Origin of the sequence: Streptomyces sp. NBC_01288, from assembly GCF_035982055.1 — a bacterium.
Taxonomy (GTDB): Bacteria; Actinomycetota; Actinomycetes; order Streptomycetales; family Streptomycetaceae; genus Streptomyces.
The window spans coordinates 9,811,146-9,827,452 of sequence record NZ_CP108427.1; the positions used below are offsets into that span (position 1 = coordinate 9,811,146).

The 16,307-nt window shown below is 70.4% G+C and carries 18 protein-coding genes; 9 read left to right on the plus strand and 9 right to left on the minus strand.

The features are described from left to right. Nucleotides 1-31: 31 nt before the first annotated feature. Nucleotides 32-1,111 carry a bile acid:sodium symporter gene (locus tag OG194_RS44130; protein WP_327406342.1) on the minus strand — a complete coding sequence of 360 codons (1,080 nt, stop codon included), beginning with the start codon at nucleotides 1,109-1,111 and terminating at the stop codon, nucleotides 32-34. Between the two features lie 238 nt (nucleotides 1,112-1,349). Here OG194_RS44130 and OG194_RS44135 point away from each other — a divergent pair, with 238 nt between their 5' ends. Continuing rightward, complete coding sequence (locus OG194_RS44135) at nucleotides 1,350-1,721, plus strand: BlaI/MecI/CopY family transcriptional regulator (protein WP_019057139.1); 372 nt, start codon at nucleotides 1,350-1,352, stop codon at nucleotides 1,719-1,721. Here OG194_RS44135 and OG194_RS44140 read toward each other — a convergent pair. Then, nucleotides 1,666-2,451 carry an Lsr2 family DNA-binding protein gene (locus tag OG194_RS44140; protein ID WP_327406343.1) on the minus strand — a complete coding sequence of 262 codons (786 nt, stop codon included), beginning with the start codon at nucleotides 2,449-2,451 and terminating at the stop codon, nucleotides 1,666-1,668. The genes OG194_RS44135 and OG194_RS44140 overlap by 56 nt on opposite strands. 158 nt (nucleotides 2,452-2,609) lie before the next feature. Then, complete coding sequence (locus OG194_RS44145; protein WP_327406344.1) at nucleotides 2,610-3,479, minus strand: putative RNA methyltransferase; 870 nt, start codon at nucleotides 3,477-3,479, stop codon at nucleotides 2,610-2,612. A gap of 784 nt (nucleotides 3,480-4,263) precedes the next feature. Between OG194_RS44145 and OG194_RS44150 the strand changes: the two genes are divergently transcribed. Together OG194_RS44150 and OG194_RS44155 are read left to right on the plus strand one after the other, a co-directional pair. Continuing rightward, nucleotides 4,264-4,659, plus strand: coding sequence for a VOC family protein (locus OG194_RS44150; RefSeq protein ID WP_327406345.1), 396 nt, complete (start codon nucleotides 4,264-4,266; stop codon nucleotides 4,657-4,659). Nucleotides 4,660-4,720: 61 nt separating this feature from the next. Then, on the plus strand, nucleotides 4,721-5,791 hold the full coding sequence (locus OG194_RS44155; protein WP_327406346.1) for an adenosine deaminase: 1,071 nt from the start codon (nucleotides 4,721-4,723) through the stop codon (nucleotides 5,789-5,791). On the opposite strand, the gene OG194_RS44160 is transcribed toward OG194_RS44155, so the two are convergent. Continuing rightward, nucleotides 5,773-6,288, minus strand: a complete 516-nt coding sequence (locus OG194_RS44160; protein ID WP_327406347.1) for a mycothiol transferase — start codon at nucleotides 6,286-6,288, stop codon at nucleotides 5,773-5,775. The genes OG194_RS44155 and OG194_RS44160 overlap by 19 nt on opposite strands. 27 nt (nucleotides 6,289-6,315) lie before the next feature. Then, entirely contained in the window at nucleotides 6,316-7,206 is an 891-nt protein-coding gene (locus OG194_RS44165) for a LysR substrate-binding domain-containing protein (RefSeq protein WP_327406348.1), read from the minus strand. A gap of 125 nt (nucleotides 7,207-7,331) precedes the next feature. On the opposite strand from OG194_RS44165, the gene mgrA reads away from it, so the two are divergent. Next, complete coding sequence (mgrA, locus tag OG194_RS44170; protein ID WP_327406349.1) at nucleotides 7,332-8,324, plus strand: L-glyceraldehyde 3-phosphate reductase; 993 nt, start codon at nucleotides 7,332-7,334, stop codon at nucleotides 8,322-8,324. On the opposite strand, the gene OG194_RS44175 is transcribed toward mgrA, so the two are convergent. Then, nucleotides 8,314-9,300: an oxidoreductase gene (locus OG194_RS44175; protein ID WP_327406350.1), complete on the minus strand. Its 987-nt coding sequence runs from the start codon at nucleotides 9,298-9,300 to the stop codon at nucleotides 8,314-8,316. The genes mgrA and OG194_RS44175 overlap by 11 nt on opposite strands. Nucleotides 9,301-9,403: 103 nt before the next feature. Here OG194_RS44175 and OG194_RS44180 point away from each other — a divergent pair, with 103 nt between their 5' ends. Beyond that, nucleotides 9,404-10,330, plus strand: a complete 927-nt coding sequence (locus tag OG194_RS44180; protein ID WP_327406351.1) for an AraC family transcriptional regulator — start codon at nucleotides 9,404-9,406, stop codon at nucleotides 10,328-10,330. On the opposite strand, the gene OG194_RS44185 is transcribed toward OG194_RS44180, so the two are convergent. Both OG194_RS44185 and OG194_RS44190 read right to left on the minus strand, forming a co-directional pair. Then, a complete protein-coding gene (locus tag OG194_RS44185) occupies nucleotides 10,320-10,607 on the minus strand; it encodes a DUF1905 domain-containing protein (RefSeq protein WP_327406352.1) in 288 nt (95 codons plus the stop codon). The genes OG194_RS44180 and OG194_RS44185 overlap by 11 nt on opposite strands. A gap of 77 nt (nucleotides 10,608-10,684) precedes the next feature. Next, nucleotides 10,685-11,068: a nuclear transport factor 2 family protein gene (locus tag OG194_RS44190; RefSeq protein WP_327406353.1), complete on the minus strand. Its 384-nt coding sequence runs from the start codon at nucleotides 11,066-11,068 to the stop codon at nucleotides 10,685-10,687. Between the two features lie 388 nt (nucleotides 11,069-11,456). Here OG194_RS44190 and OG194_RS44195 point away from each other — a divergent pair, with 388 nt between their 5' ends. The 4 genes from OG194_RS44195 to OG194_RS44210 all read left to right on the plus strand — a co-directional run bounded on the left by OG194_RS44195 (nucleotide 11,457) and on the right by OG194_RS44210 (nucleotide 15,810). Beyond that, nucleotides 11,457-11,867, plus strand: a complete 411-nt coding sequence (locus OG194_RS44195; RefSeq protein WP_033280890.1) for a hypothetical protein — start codon at nucleotides 11,457-11,459, stop codon at nucleotides 11,865-11,867. A 72-nt stretch (nucleotides 11,868-11,939) separates the two neighbouring features. Then, the gene (locus OG194_RS44200) at nucleotides 11,940-14,279 is read left to right on the plus strand and encodes an ABC transporter ATP-binding protein/permease (protein ID WP_327406354.1); all 2,340 of its coding nucleotides are present in this window, start codon (nucleotides 11,940-11,942) and stop codon (nucleotides 14,277-14,279) included. Between the two features lie 18 nt (nucleotides 14,280-14,297). Then, nucleotides 14,298-14,843 carry a hypothetical protein gene (locus tag OG194_RS44205; protein ID WP_327407403.1) on the plus strand — a complete coding sequence of 182 codons (546 nt, stop codon included), beginning with the start codon at nucleotides 14,298-14,300 and terminating at the stop codon, nucleotides 14,841-14,843. Beyond that, entirely contained in the window at nucleotides 14,833-15,810 is a 978-nt protein-coding gene (locus tag OG194_RS44210; RefSeq protein ID WP_327406355.1) for a serine/threonine-protein kinase, read from the plus strand. Before OG194_RS44205 ends, OG194_RS44210 begins: the two co-directional genes overlap by 11 nt. Here the strand turns inward: OG194_RS44210 and OG194_RS44215 are convergent. After that, nucleotides 15,807-16,289, minus strand: coding sequence for a nuclear transport factor 2 family protein (locus OG194_RS44215; RefSeq protein ID WP_327406356.1), 483 nt, complete (start codon nucleotides 16,287-16,289; stop codon nucleotides 15,807-15,809). The two genes, OG194_RS44210 and OG194_RS44215, sit on opposite strands and share 4 nt — an antisense overlap. Between the last annotated feature and the right edge of the window lie 18 nt (nucleotides 16,290-16,307).

The following is a 16,307-nucleotide window of genomic DNA, read 5'->3' on the forward strand; positions in this document are numbered from 1 at the left end:
GTCCGGCGGGCGCTTCGGCTCCTCGATCCGGCTATCGCGCGCGGGCCGGTGCCGGGGTCGTTTCCTGTCCTATGCGGACCACCCGTCCTGCGGCCACCTTCTGCAACAGCCCGTACGCCAGCACCGGCAGCAGGATGTGCGGGCGGTCGGGCAGGGTCGTCGTGATCAGTACCGCGCTCGCGCTGCTGTTGTTCATTCCGCAGGCCAGCGTCACCGAGGCACCGGCCCGGGCGTCGAGGCGCAGGGCCCGCGCGGCCACCCGACCCAGGGTGAAGGACAGCCCGCACACCGTCGCGGCGACGCCGAGCGCGGCCAGCAGGAGGACCGGGCGCGGATGGCGCAGGAAGGGGCCGAGCACCCCACTGGCGTTGACGTACGTCAGCAGCAGCGAACCCGGGAGCGCCGCGGGCACGGCCACGCCGATGAGTCCGTCCCGTGCGCGTCGGGGAAGTGCGAGCCGGCACAGGATGCCCGCCGCGCAGGGCAGGACGACCGAGGTGAGGGCGAAGGCGTCCCCGGCCGAATGGGCGGCCACGGCGAGTCTGCCCGCGTAGTCGCCCTGGAGCAGCGGGCACAGGACGGCCAGGGTGAGCGGGACGGTGAGCGGGCTGACCAGGGTGGAGGCGAGCACCAGGCCGACGGCCGTGGGCTGGTCGCCGTCCCCCTTCGCGGTCCACACCGTCGCCCCGGAGGCCACCGGCATGGCGACGACGAGGATCATCGCGGCGATCATCCCGCTGCCGCCGTCGTGGTCCGGCGACAGCCGCAGCGCGAGGGCCACCCCGGGGACGATCAGCAGCGGCACCAGGATGTGCAGCGCGAGGCCCGCGAGCAGGGCGGCGGGGCGCCGTAGCAGCAGCCGCAGTTCACGCAGCGGGACCTGGAGGCCGGCGCCGAACAGGACGAGCGCCAGGAGTAACTGGGGTGTGCGCAGGGGCAGTTCGGCGATGCCCGTCACGTGCGGGTGCCGGAGCCACAGGCCGGGTCCTGGCAGCACCGCCGCGGCGAGGTACGTCACGGCGACGGCCCGGCCCAGATGGCGGCGGAGCAGGGCGAGCAGGCGGGGTACGGAGGGAAACCTGGTGGGGATTCCGGAGGAGTGGGGACACATCGTGGCGCTCTTCCGTCGTAGGGCCTGGGCGGAGACGGAGCGCCGGTATCGCGTGGAAGCTCGTCGAAACGCGCGAGGGGATGAGTGAGTGAAGCCCTGCGGTCATCGTCGACGGTCCTTCCATAATGGGCGGGCGGAAACGGGCACACGGGCGCGGTGACGAGACGGCACCCGAGTGACTACAATTCTGTAGACGGTCTACTGAACTGTAGACGAAGACGGGGTGAGGATCGTTCCCATGGCCGACGAGAAGGACGAACGCCGACCGGCGGGTGAGCTGGAGGCCACCGTCATGGCCGCCCTCTGGGCCGCCGGCGACCCGCAGACTCCAGGGGAGGTCCAGTTGAGCCTCGACACGGGCCTGGCCCGCACCACGGTGACGACGATCCTGACCCGGCTGCACGACAAGGGCGTCGTGGAGCGGCGGCGGCAGGGGCGGGGATACGCGTACTTCCCGGTGCAGGATGCGCAGGGGCTCACCGCGCGGCGGATGCACACCGAGCTCGACCGGGACGGGGATCGGGAGACGGTGCTCGCCCGGTTCGTCGCTCAGCTCAGTCCTGATGACGAGCGGGTGCTGCGGGACCTGCTGGAATCCGGGGAGGCGTGAGGTCCGGCGAAGAATGAAGCCTTCGTGATGCCTCGTAGGCCCCGCGGATGGTCCCAGGGATGCGGCCACGATCGTTTACGAGATAGCCGTTGGCGCGCGCCCAGAGGCGTATCGGCTCGTCCTCCGGACGGGGATCGAGCTTACGGAGGCCCGCAGACCTGCCGGGGCCTCTCCAGTCTCCCGAGGAGACCACTTCCAGCTGGTCCGCTGTCTCTTGGAGGAAAGCGAACAGCGAGGCGTATACGCCCTCCTCGGGACCGTGCGCTTCAGCCCACGTTCCGACGGTCCCGCTGAGCGTGTCCAGGAACGTTCCGTAGAGACCGTCGCGCTCCGCGGCGACAGGCACCCACTCACGACGCCAGAACGGATGGTCGGGGTCCGCGGACGGCTGCATCTCCTCCATGCCCATCCGGCTGAGGTAGACCCGTTGGATGTCTGTCAGTCCCAGAAGGAGATGGCCGCTGGGGAGGACTGTCTCGCACCCCAGCGCCACCAGACACGATCGACCGTCGGGTTGTCTGCCGGCGTCGAGGTCGTTCGTCAGCAGCCATTGCCGCATCTCCCCTGGCAGCTCCAGACCCATGAGCAGTTCGGCTTCGCCCATGGCTGTCTCGCTGCCCGGGCCGCCGAGCGCAGCGAATGCTTCAGGGTCGTTCCGCTCAAGCCAGGCGGTGATCCGACCCCAGGCCGTTCGTACGTCTCCTGACTCGCGCATCGGAATATCGCCCACGTGTGATCTCCCCTCCGGCGGGATGCGCCCTCACGCGTCGCACGCCCACCCAGAACCGTAGGCGGGGCCACTGACAATGACGGGCGCGGAGGAGTTTCTGCGTTGCCCGTCAGGGCCGGAACGTCTCGCGTGGCCGATCTCTCCAGGGATCAACAGGCTCACGCGCCTGCTTGTGGGCACCGAGGCCGGTAGGCCGTGGCCAGCACGGAGACGGTGACGTGGTCGGGCAAGGGGTCGGCATCGTTCAGGTCCGCACGGCTCAAGTGGCGTGCGCTCGGCGTCATCCCGAGCAGGTCGAGGGCCTCCTGCCCGGTCAAAGGCGCGGTGTACTCGACCTGTTCGGTGACGGCGGCCTCGAAGCGGGGATCCAGCGCCCGGTGCAGGCGTTGCTCCTTGGCCGGGTCGATCGTGACCATCGCCGACACGCGGCCGCGCAGTTCGGCCAGGTGCCGCCTGGTCGGTCGGACCACGATCAACCGGCCGGTCGGGCGCAGTACTCGGTGGAACTCGCCCGGGTTGCGCGGGGCGAACACGTTCAACACGATGTCGGCCACTCCGTCGGCCAGCGGGAGGGGGCGGAAGACGTCCCAGGCCACCGCGGCGGCCCGCTCATGGGCACGCGCCGCCGAGCGCAACGCACGCACCGACGTGTCCAGCCCCAGACCACGGGCGCCGGGCAACTGATCGAGTACGCCGGCCAGGTAGTAGCCCGTGCCGCACCCGACGTCCACAACCGTGGCCTGCTCAGGCGCGGAGTCGGCCGCCAGCCGGGCAACTGCTTTACGGATGGGCGCGTACGCGTCGGTCGACAGGAACCGTTCGCGGGCCTGAGCCATGGCCGCGTCGTCGCCGCTGGTGGCACGGGCACCCGTCAACAGGCTCGCGTAACCGTGGCGGGCGATGTCGAAGGTGTGGCCCACCGGACACCGCAGCGCGCCGCGGTCGCGGTGCAGGCCGCGAGTGCGGCACGTCGGGCAGCGCAGCAGGTCGAGGGAGAGATCGAGGGCAGGGGGAAACGGCGTAGGCACGAGGCACTCCAGGCAAGGGCGAAGGGAAGGGGCCGTGCCTGTGCGCGCGCTCGGAACGTCGCTGCCTCAAGCAGGAACGGGCAGCGCCGGAAACGCGGTTCACGCGGCAGACACACCAAGGAGGGCGACGCCGTCCGGCCTCGCCCTCAACGCCTTCCGGCTACAGGAAGCAGTGCGCGGTGCTCGTGAATGCCACGCCACGAGTCTACGAGCATCGGTACAGCTGCTCGGGTCGCCGATCTCGGGAGCCGGGGCCTAGGCAACCGACCCCGGCCGGTATCCGCCACGCCACGCCGACCCCGCGCATCCGCCCCACGCCCCTGCCGGGCGGACCGTGCCCACCGGGTGTCCGCCGCCCTCCGCGGACCCCGCGCATCCGCCGCACGCCCCTGCCGGGCGGGCGGTGCCCACCGGGTATCCGCTGCCCTCCGCGGACCCCGCGCATCTGCTCCACGCCCCTGCCGGGCGGACCGTGCCCACCGGGTGTCCGCCGCCCTCCGCAGACCCCGCGTATCCGCCCCGCGCGCCCACCGAGCCCTCCAAACCCCCACCTCGCCCTCCAAACCCACGCGATATCCCACCAGCCACCAGCACCCCGCTGACCTGCTCATTCGCTCAGCCGCCCGCACCTCCCCGACACCCCGAGAGCCCCGCCGCCGCACCCCCTCCTCAACCCCCTCCGAATCCGACTGGCGCGAGGGAAGTTTTACGTATAACCTCACCCGTCAATCCCACGTCAATCCCACGTCAGTCCCACCGACCGGAACCCGCACGGAGACCCCCGATGAGCTGTATCGCCCTGGTCACCCTCGTCGTCGACGACTACGACGAGGCGATCCGCTTCTACACCGAAGCCCTCGGCTTCCGTCTCGTCGAGGACGCGGCTCGCCCCGACGGCTCCCGCTGGGTCGTCGTGACGCCGCCCGGGGTGGACGGTTCCGGGACCGGTCTGCTGCTCGCCCGTGCCAAGGGTGCGGATCAAGGTGCCCGGGTCGGCGACCAGACCGGTGGCCGTGTCGGGTTCTTTCTCCACACCGACGACTTCGCCCGCGACCACGCCCGCATGCTCGCCGCGGGCGTGACGTTCCTGGAGGAGCCGCGCCACGAGCCGTACGGTTCCGTCGCCGTCTTCCAGGACCTGTACGGAAACCGCTGGGACCTGCTCCAGCCCGCGTCCTGACCGCTCGCACCGCCGCACCCCTCATCCCGCTCACCGAACGACGACCGAGGAACCACCGCACATGTCATCTACGCGCATAGACGCCGACACCCTCCGCCGACTCCCCAAGGCCGTGCTGCACGACCACCTCGACGGCGGTCTGCGCCCCGCCACCGTGGTGGAGCTGGCGGAATCGGTCGGCCACACGCTGCCCACCACCGACCCGGACGAGTTGGCCGCCTGGTACTTCGACGCCGCCAACTCCGGTGATCTGGTGCGCTACATCGCCACCTTCGAGCACACCCTCGCCGTGATGCAGAACCGCGAGGGACTGCTGCGCACCGCCGAGGAGTACGTCCTCGACCTGGCCGCCGACGGTGTCGTCTACGGAGAGGTGCGCTACGCCCCCGAGCTGAACACCAACGGCGGGCTTGCGCTCAGCGAGGTCGTGGAGACCGTTCAGGAGGGGCTCGCGGCCGGTATGGCGAAGGCCGCCGCGGCCGGAACGCCGGTCCAGGTGCGGACGTTGCTGTGCGGGATGCGGATGTTCGACCGGGTCGGCGAGGCGGCCGACCTCGCGGTGGCCTTCCGGGACGCCGGTGTCGTCGGCTTCGACATCGCCGGTGCCGAGGACGGCTTTCCGCCCGCCGACCACCTCGCCGCGTTCGAGCACCTGCGCCGCGAGAGCGTCCCGTTCACGATCCACGCCGGTGAGGCGCACGGCCTGCCCAGCATCCACCAGGCCCTTCAGGTGTGCGGCGCCCAGCGCATCGGCCACGGCGTCCGCATCACCGAGGACATCGTCGACGGCAAGCTCGGCCGCCTGGCCGGCTGGGTCCGGGACCGCCGTATCGCCCTGGAGATGTGTCCGACCTCCAACCTCCAGACGGGCGCGGCCAGTTCGATCGCCGAGCACCCCATCACCGCCCTGAAGGACCTCGGCTTCCGCGTCACCCTCAACACCGACAACCGACTGGTGTCCGGTACGACGATGACGCGCGAGATGTCCCTGCTGGTCGAGCAGGCGGGCTGGAGCGTCGAGGACCTGCGCACCGTCACGGTGAACGCCCTGAAGAGCGCGTTCATCCCGTACGACGAGCGCAAGGCCCTCATCGAGGACGTCGTCCTGCCGGGTTACGCCTCCGCGCTCTGAAGCAACCCGCGTACGTACGCGGCCTGTCCGACGTGTTCGAGATCGTCGGACAGGACGCTGACCAGTCGTACGCCCAACGTGACCGGCGGGTCCCAGCGCTCGTCCACGATCCGCTCGTAGTCCTCCGGCGTCAGCCCGCGCAGGTACTCCAACGTCTGGTCGTGCACGGCGTCGTAGTACCCGGTCAGCTGCCCGGCCGACTCGACCCGCACCTTGCCGACCTTCGCGGCGGTGTGGCCGTACCCGGTGTCCCTGGCCGGCAGGTCGAGGCCGAAGCGCTTCTCCCAGCCCTGGGTGAGCCACACCTGGTCGAGGCCGGCGGCGTCGGCGACATGGTCGTCCTGGACCCGGGTGAGGTGCCAGACCAGCCAGGCGATGGAGTTGGCGTCGGCGGCCACGCGTGCGTGCAGTTGGTCCGGTGTCAGGCCGTCGAGGGCGGCATGGACTTCTTCCTGGACGCGGCCGTACGCGTCGATGAGGATGTCGTTGGCATGCATACGACCACCATCGCGCATCCCCGTTCCTCATGCGGCCGGAGTGTCGGTTTCCAGGAGCGTCATCAGGGCCCGGGCCGCCGGACTGGTGGCCTGCGGGGGCGGGAGCAGGGCCACCGTCTCGTACACCTCCTCGCCGGTTCCCTTGAGGGGGAGCGCGGTGAGAGGTTCGCGCTTGTGGCGGAAATGCTGGGGGACCACCGCGATACCGAGGTTCTCGTCGATCAGGTCGAGGAGGCTGTGCACGTCGTTGACCTCCAGCGCGACCGTCCGCCGTACGCCCGCCGCCGCGAAGACGGCGTCCGTGGTGCGGCGCGAGGCCCAGTCCGGGTGGAAGTCGACGAAGACCTCACCGCCGAGGTCGTCCGGAGTCACCGCCGCCCCCGCCTCCGCGAGCCGGTGGCTGGGATGACACAGCACGGTCATCGGCTCGCTGGTGAGGGACACCGAGCGCAGCTGGTCGGTGTCCGCCTGGGTGCGGTACGCGAACGCCAGGTCGAGGCGCCCGGCCGCGACCTCCTCCGCCAGCGCCCCGGAGCCCGCCTGCCGCAGCCGGATCTCCACGTCGGGATGCCTGCGCCGGAACGCGGCGAGCAGCCCCGCCACATGCACCCCGGCGATGCACTGCTCGGTGCCCAGCGACAGCGTGCCGCGCAGCACTCCCTGGACCGCGGCGACCGCCTCGTGCGCCGAGCGCACCTGCGCCAGGATGCGTTCCGCCTCGCCGAGCAGTGCCCGGCCGGCCTCCGTGAGCGTGACCCGGCGCGTGGTGCGGACGAACAGCGGGGTCTGCAACTCCCGCTCCAGGGCGCGGATCGACGCCGACAGGCCCGACTGGGACACCATCAGCCGCTCGGCCGCACGGGTGAAGTGCTGGTCCTCGGCGACGGCGACGAAATGCTGGAGATGACGCAGTTCCATGATTGAGAAGCGTAGCCGCTGAATTCCATCGGATTCTTCTGTTGGACCACTGCCCGCAGGTCGGACAGAGTGGAGAGTGGTTCCCTGGAACCGGTATCCCGTGTGCCAACCCCTCTGGAGTCGCGTTGTACACCGCACACCCCGACCGTTACGCGGACCTGCCCTACCGGCGCACCGGACGCAGCGGTCTGAAACTCCCCGCGATCTCGCTCGGCCTGTGGCACAACTTCGGGCCCGACCGCCCGGTCGACACCCAGCGTGCCATCCTGCGCCGCGCCTTCGACCTCGGCGTCACCCACTTCGACCTGGCCAACAACTACGGCCCGCCGCCCGGCGCCGCCGAGTCCGCCCTCGGCGAGGCGCTGAAGGCGGACTTCGGGTCGTACCGCGACGAGCTGGTGATCTCCACCAAGGCCGGCTATCTGATGTGGCCCGGCCCCTACGGCGAATGGGGTTCGCGCAAGTACGTGCTGTCCTCGCTGGACCAGAGCCTCAGCCGCATGGGCCTGGACTACGTCGACATCTTCTACTCGCACCGCCCCGACCCGGAGACTCCCCTGGAGGAGACGATGGGCGCCCTGCACTCGGCGGTCCAGTCGGGCAAGGCGCTCTACGTCGGCATCTCCAACTACTCGGCGGAGCAGACCCGGGAGGCCGCCCGCATCCTCGGCGAGCTGGGCACCCCGCTCCTCATCCACCAGCCGCGCTACTCGATGCTCGACCGACGCCCCGAGGACGAGGGCCTGCTCGACGCCCTCGACGATCTCCAGGTCGGGTCGATCGTCTTCTCCCCGCTGGAGCAGGGGCTGCTCAGCTCCCGCTACCTGGACGGCATCCCGGAGGGTTCCCGGGCGGCGAGCGACAGCCCGTTCCTGAACTCCGACTCGGTCACCGAGGACCTCGTGGGACAGCTCCGGGCCCTCGACGACATCGCCAAGGGGCGCGGTCAGACTCTCGCCCAGCTGGCCCTCGCCTGGGTGCTGCGCGGCGGCCGGGTGACCTCCGCGCTGGTCGGCGCGAGCAGCCCGCAGCAGATCGAGGACAGCGTCGCGGCCACCCGCAACCTTGACTTCGACGCCGACGAGCTGGCCCGCATCGACGCGATCCTCAGGCCGTAAGCAGCTTGCTGACCTCCCAGAGACGGGCCGCCGCCTCCGGGTCCACGGCGCGGGGGAGCACCCCCGGGATCGTGTCCCCGGTGGTCCAGGCGGTCTCGTTCTCGGGGGGCACCAGCGGGCTGATGTCGACGTTCTCGCAGTAGACCCCGCCGAGACCGTCGAGCTGCGGGCTGGTCGCGCACCACACGCTGGTGGCCGCGCCCTGCTGCACGGTCTTCATCTGGCGCTCCGGGTCACGAATGGGCTTGCCCTCGCCGTCGAGCGCCCCCGCGGCCTGGAGCACCGCCGGGTCGAGGTGCTTGACCAGACCGGTGTCGATGATCAGGCCCGGGTGCACGGCGAACGCGCGGATGCCCTCGGCCTGTCCGCGCCGGTCCACCTCGACGGCGAACAGCGCGTTGGCCGTCTTGGACTGGCCGTAGGCGAGGAACGGCTCGTAGGTCCGGTGCTCGAATTGAAGGTCGTCGAAGTCGATCCCGGCGAAGCGGATGCCCCGCGACGACAGCACGACGACCCGCGCGCCGTTCGCCGCGACCAGCGCGGGCCACAGCTTGGTGGTCAGCTGGAAGTGCCCGAGGTGGTTGGCGGCGAACTGTGCCTCGTAGCCGCGCGTGTCCCGCGCCAGCGGGGTCGCCATGATCCCGGCGTTGTTCACCAGGAGGTGCAGCGGGCGCCCGGAGGCCAGGAACTTCTCCGCGAAGGCGTCGATCGACGCCGGGTCCAGCAGGTCCATGTGCTCGACCTCGGTTCCTGGGAGGACCGCGAGCGCCGTCCTGGCCCGCTCCACGTCCCTCGCGGGTACGACGATCCGCGCGCCGGCGCCGTGCAGTACCCGGGCCGTCTCCAGGCCGATGCCGGAGTAGCCGCCCGTGACGATCGCGACCTTGCCGGTCAGGTCGATGCCGTTGATCACCTCCTCGGCGGTGGACGCGGCGCCGAAGCCGGAATTCAGGGGCTGCTGTGCGGTGCTGGTCATGTCTGCTCTCTCCTCATCAGCTGAGCTGTTGAGACCACCGTAGGGCGGCAGATCCGTACGATGAATACTTGAGAATCCGCATAACTTGCGTGATAGTTCGAACATGACCGTGGATCCCCTGTCCGACGCCCTCGCCGTCGCCGATGCCCGCAGCGTGTTCTCCGGTGGCTTCACGGCCGGCGGCGACTGGGCCATCGAGTTGCGCGGACGCGACCGGCTGAAGGTGAACGCCGTGGTGCAGGGCGGCTGTCTGCTGGTCCGGGACGGCGGCGAACCGCTGCGGCTCGCCGAGGGGGACGTCGTGATCTCCGACGGCGGCCAGCCGTACACCCTGTGCAGCCGGCCCGGCGTCGCGCCGACCGACTCCGCGGACGTCGTCATGGACCCGGCGACCCGGATGGGCCGGCTCGGGCAGGGCGACGCGGTGGACGTCGCCTGCGTGTCCGGGCACATCGACCTGAGCCGCGACCGCGGCGACCTCCTGCGGCGGGCGCTGCCGGAGCTCGTCCACGTACGCGCAGACTCGCCCGAGGCGGGTGTACTGCGGTGGCTCATCGGGCAGTTGGCGGCCGAGATGCGCACGCGCAGGGCCGGGGTCGAGTTCGTCTCGGCACACCTCGCGCAGCTGATGTTCGTCCAGGTGCTGCGGGTCTGCCTCACCGACTCGGACGGGCTGCCGCCCGGCTGGCTGCGCGCCCTCGCCGACGAACGGCTCGCCCCCGCGCTGCGCCTGATGCACGGCGACCCGGCCCACCCCTGGCAGTTGGAGGAGCTGGCCCGGGCCTCCGCGATGTCCCGCACCACGTTCGCCGTACGGTTCAAGGAGGCGGCCGGCGTGCCGCCCCTGACCTACCTGCTCAACTGGCGGATGAATCTCGCCGCCCGGGCCCTCCGGCAGGACGCCGCCCCGGTCGGCGCGCTGGCCCGTTCCGTCGGCTACACCTCCGAGAGCGCCTTCAGCAACGCCTTCAAGCGGGCGGTCGGGGTGGCGCCGCGTCGGTACCGCGAAGAGGCCCTCGCTAGGAGCTGAGCCGTTCTTCGAGGCGCACGGTGACCTGGTCGCCCTCGCTTTTCTCGATGGCCTTTCGAAGATCGGCTTTCACGGGGAGTTTGTGCGTGCCGTCCCCGAGAGCCATGAACGAGCTGCGGAAAGGGTGCCCGTCGATCGTGCCGCGGACCTTGACCAGACCGCGGGTGCCGAAGAAAGCGACGGACTCGGGCCAGACGAGATAGGTCCAGCCGCCGTCGTTCGGGCTTTTGATCAATTCGGCGGTGAATTCCTCGTTCAACGGGGTGTCCGTACTCATGATGTGTCCTCCGCTCGGAGTGGCCTGCCGTACAAGAGACCGCCCCGAGCGGGGAAACTCATCGCGGAGGTCGGAACTCAGGCCCCGGCGGGCACCCGGTCGAGGAAACCGAGCACGGAGCGGATGCGACCGTCCGCGTCGAGCGTGATCACGTCGAACCCGGCCACGGGCGCCGAGCCGTCGGCTTCGCTCACCAACTCCCAGCCGAAGCGCGCGGTGTCGTGGTGCCCGTCGACGGCGCCCAGGGGGCGGAAGGCGAACCCCGGGAACTGCTCGTGCGCCCCGGCGATCAGCCCCGCGATCTCCGCGTGACCGGTGACTGTCGCCAGCGGGTCGGTGTACGTACCCTCGACGGACCAGGCGGCGGCGACCGCCTTCGCCAGCGCCTCCGGATCGCCCGCGTTCCAGGCCTCGAAGTAGTGGGCGACGGCACTCTCGTATCGGTCGGTGTTCACGGACATGGCGAATCAGCCTCCAGTGAGGTCGTTCGTACTGGTCAGGGGCCGGATCCGCTGACTGGCGACCCGGTGACTCCACCCTGCCGGGGCGCGCGGGAGGCGTCGATTACCCCTCGGGTAATGACGGCGGGAGAACCCCGCAAAACGGGCTACGAAGCTTTTCGGCCAAACAAGGCTGTGAATATGCCAAGAGAGTGGCTAAAAAGTCGTGGTGACAGTGTTTCAGGAGTGAACATACTCGTCTGCTAGGGCATAACTTCCCGAATGCCAGGGAATAGCTTCACGAGGCAAATCCGCCATCGTGCGCACCAACCGAGCCACCCGAGCCGCCATCAGAGCCGCATGGAAAGCGAGGCCCGACCGGCAATCGACACGCGACGGGGGAGTGATCGTGCACGACGAATTCCTGTGCCATGTCACCGCGTACGGTACCTGCGGCGGACAGCGCGTCGGGGTGCCTCTGGGAACCTACCGCGCGCCGACCCTGGCACTCGCCTTGTGGTGGTTACGGGACCGCGCGGTGTGGATGGCCGACCGGCTCGACCCGCAACCGGAGAACCCGCGCTTCCCCCGGGGTGCCCTGGTACCCGTTTCCGACACGGCCCCCGACGTGCCCCGCGCGTTACGCACCTGGTCGCGTGATGTCGGCCAACAGGAGCAGGTGGCCTACGAGTTGGCGGCCGGGCGGCTCGTGCAGATCGCCATCAGCGACGAGACCACCGAGTACGAACTGCTCGCCGAATCGGTCGACGCCCTCCGGATGCAGCGGACCGTTCCGGCACTGGTCGTCCCCGTCGCCTGACACGTGTCGACCACCGCACGCCCCTGACCGCTGACCGGGCGCACAGGTGAACGAATCGGTAGAATTCGGGTCATGCCAGAGCGGCCGAACGCGCCGACCGCGCCCGAACTCCTCCTGGAGACGGAATCGGGCTCCACGGTCATGACCCCGGGACGCGACTACCACGTCGGCCGCGACCCGCTCAGCGACATCGTCATCGACGACGCCCGCGTCTCCTGGCACCACGCGGTTCTGCGGCCCGACGCCGGCCACTGGACGCTGGAGGACGAGCACAGCACGAACGGCACCTTCGCCGACGGCCGCCGAGTCCAGGAATGGGGCGTCGGCCCCGGCAGCGTGATCCGCTTCGGCAACCCGGCCGACGGCCCGTGCGTCACCCTGGCCGACCGCCCCGCCCCGGCCCCGGAACGCCCCTCGGCCGTGTCCATGCCCGCCTTCACCGGCACCTTCCGGCAACCGACCACCGTACGACCGCTGCCCAGCCGTACCGTACGTATCGGCCGGGCCGGCGACAACGACCTCGTCGTCGACGACCTGATCGTCTCCCGCCGCCACGCCGAACTTCGGGCCATGCCCGACGGGACGTACGAGATCGTCGACCTCGGCAGCCACAACGGCACCTACCTCAACGGCCAGCCGGTCGCCCGCGCCCCGATCGGGCCGGGTGACATCGTCGGCATCGGGCACTCCGCGTTCTGTCTCGTCGGCGACCAGTTGCAGGAGTATGTCGACACCGGCGAGGTCTCCCTCGACGTACAGGACCTCACCGTCGCTGTCGACCGCGGCCGCAAGGTTCTTCTCGACCAGGTGTCGTTCCCGGTCGGCGAGAAATGCCTGCTCGCCGTCGTCGGACCCAGCGGCGCCGGCAAGTCCACCCTGCTCAACGCGCTCACCGGCCAGCGCCCCGCCGACCGCGGCACCGTCCTCTACGACGGCCGCGACCTCTACCGCGACTACGCCGAACTGCGCCAGCGCATAGGCCTCGTCCCGCAGGACGACATCCTGCACGCCCAACTGACCGTGCACAGCGCCCTGTCCTACGCGGCCGAACTCCGCTTCCCCCAGGACACCGCCAAGACCGAACGGCAGGCCAGGGTCGACGAGGTCATCCGCGAACTCGGTCTCGAACAGCGCGCCGCGCAGCCCGTGCACAGCCTCTCCGGCGGCCAGCGCAAACGCGTCAGCGTGGCCCTGGAACTGCTGACCAAGCCCTCGCTGCTCTTCCTCGACGAACCGACCTCCGGACTCGACCCGGGCATGGACCGCTCGGTGATGCACATGCTGCGCGGCCTCGCCGACGACGGCCGTACCGTCATCGTCGTCACCCACAGCGTCCTCAGCCTCGACGTGTGCGACCGGCTCCTGGTGCTCGCGCCCGGCGGCAAGGTCGCCTACTACGGGCCGCCCGACGACGCCCTCGCCTACTTCGGCTTCGAGCACTGGCCGGAGGCGTTCGAGGCCTTCGAGCGGGACCAGGAGCGGGACTGGGCAGGGGAGTTCAGGGAATCGCCCTTCCAACGCCGGTACATCGCGAACTCCACGGCGCAGCCCCACCTGCTCGGCTCCGCACCGGTCGCCGTGGCTCCGCCGCCCCGCCCTCGCAGCCGTAGCGCCCAACTCGGCACGCTGGTACGCCGCTACACCGCCGCCCTCGCCGCCGACCGGACCTTCCTCGTCATCATGATCGCGCTGCCGTTCGTCATGGGCGCGATGGCCCGCGCGCTCGCCGGGAGCGAACTGACCCGCGAGACGGCGATGAACGCGCTGCTCATCCTGTGCGTCGGCGGCGTGCTCACCGGCGCGGCCAACGCCGTGCGCGAACTCGTCAAGGAGCGCGCGATCTACCGGCGAGAGAGAGCCGTCGGCCTGTCCCGATCGGCGTACCTGCTCTCCAAGGTCGTCGTCCTGGGCGCGATCACCGTGGCGCAGGCCGTGGTCCTCACGTTGGTGGGACTGTTCGGCGTCGATCTCAACGCGCCCGGGGGCAAAGGGGTGTTGATGCCACCCCTGATCGAAATCACCGTGGCCGTGGCCCTGTTGGCCTTCACCGCGATGATGCTCGGCCTGCTGGTCTCCGCGACGGTGCGCAAGGAGGAAGTGACGATGCCGTTGCTGGTGCTGCTCGCCATCGTCCAAGTGGTGTTCTGCGGCGCCCTGTTGAAGCTGCACGGGGTACCCGGCCTGGAACAGCTCTCGTGGCTCGTGCCCTCCCGGTGGGCGCTTGGCGGGATGGCCGGCACCATCGGACTGGCCCGGATCGTGCCGGGCGAGCTGACCGGCGACCCGATGTTCCGGCACTCGGCCGGGGTGTGGCTGCTCAACATGGGCATGCTGATCGTGCTGTCGCTGCTCTTCGGAATCGTGGTCTCCCGGCTGCTGCGGCGGCACGAACCCGCCGTGATGCGGAAATAAGGGGCCGCCACGATGACGATCCCACCCCCCGGCTTCCGGCCCACGCACGTCGTCCCCGAGCACGGGATGCCCGCCTGGGAGGCCCCGGACCCCGCTCGCCCCACCGTGCCGCTCGACGCGCTGCTCCCGGTGCAGTTGCTGGAGCGGCGCGGCGACTGGGCCCACGCCCTGTGCTCCAACGGCTGGTCCGCCTGGGTCGACGGCCGCCACCTGATCTCGGTCTCCCAGGACCCGCCGGCAGCCGGCGGCCCCCTCACCCGCACCGCAGACCCACGCCCGCTGCTCGCCCGCGCCGAACAGGCCCTCGCCCGCTACCGCAGCGCGGTGGAGGACCTCGCGGGCGGCGGCCTGGACGGCGCGTCCTTCGAGGCCCGCACCAAGGGCCTGCGGATCGGCGTGGTCGTCGACGGCGAATCCGTCTGGCTCTACGACGCCGACCACGAACGCTGGGTGTACGGCGACGGCACCCGGCTAAGCACCTATGCCTCGGACGACGGGCCCCGCGCCGAACCGGCCGACGCCGGTCACGCCCCCACTCAGGTCGTGAGCCCCGATGGCTCGTGACGCGAGCCTGTTCTCCGGTCGCCCCTCCGAACTGATCGGGAAGCAGATCGCCGGCTACCGCATCGAGGACGAGATCGGCCGCGGCGGCATGGCCGTCGTCTACCGCGCCCACGACCTCCGCCTCGACCGCACGGTCGCCCTCAAGCTCCTCGCCCCCGAACTCGCCCGCAACGACACCTTCCGTAAACGCTTCACCCACGAGTCCCGGGTCGCCGCCGCGATCGACCACCCGCACATCGTTCCCGTCTTCGAGGCGGGCGAGACGGACGGCGTCCTGTACATCGCCATGCGCTACGTCTCCGGCAGCGACCTGCGTCATCTCCTGGACCGGGAGGGCCCGTTGACCCTCCCGACGGCCGCGCGCATCGCCACACAGGTCGCGTCCGCGCTGGACGCGGCCCACGAACACGGGCTGGTCCACCGGGACGTGAAGCCGGGCAACATTCTTGTGGCCCGCGGGACTGACAGCGATCACCCGGAGCACGTCTATCTGACCGACTTCGGTCTGACGAAGAAGTCGCTGTCACTCACCGGGTTCACGACTGTCGGGCAGTTCGTCGGCACGCTCGACTATGTGGCTCCTGAGCAGATCTCGGGGCGGCCGGTGGACGGGCGGTGCGATGTGTACGGGCTGGCGTGCGTCGTCTACGAGACCCTGGCGGGGCGACCGCCGTTTCGGCGGGACGATGACATGGCGTTGTTGTGGGCGCACCAGTACGACATGCCTCCGGCGGTCAGTGAGGCTCGGGGTGATCTGCCGGGGTACGTCGACGGGGTTTTCGCCAAGGCGCTGGCGAAGAGTCCTGATGATCGGTACGAGTCCTGCCTGGCGTTTGTCACTGAGTTGCGTGGGGGTGAGGCCGGGCATGCGCCTACCGAGGTGGACCGGCGGGTGGCCTCGCGGCGGGATGGGAGGCCACCGGAGCCGCCGCGGTGGGCGGAGCCGGTGTTCAGGCGGCTTGGCTAGTGTTTCGTCTGCGGGTTCGTGGGGGCTGGTCGCGCAGTTCCCCGCGCCCCTGAAAGGGGCGCTGTAGGCCCCGGCGTCAGGCCGTTGAGGGGTGTGCGTCGTGCCGTGACTCTGCGGCGCGCGATCCGCCAAACCGACCTCACCCGGACTACCGTGTCCTCATACGTCACCGATCCGCATGAGCCGTCCGCTTTGATGCCCAGGCCCTTCGATCGGGCCCGGACCTGGCCGTCCCCCAACTCCTCCACCACCACGTTGGTGACGTGATGGGCGACAGGGTTCCCGGCGCCCAACGCAAGGGCCGCGTCCACGAGTTGGGTGAGGCCCGTCAGTGTGTCCTGGCCGAAGTCGGTGACGTCGTACTCGACGTCCGGGGTGAACACCTCGGCCAGGCGGTCGAGTTCGCCCTCGTCGACCAGGTGGCCGTGCAGGGCGATCAACTCCGTTATGGCCAGGCGGTCTTCGAGGGGCAATGCCATGTCTGCCCTTTCGTCGGG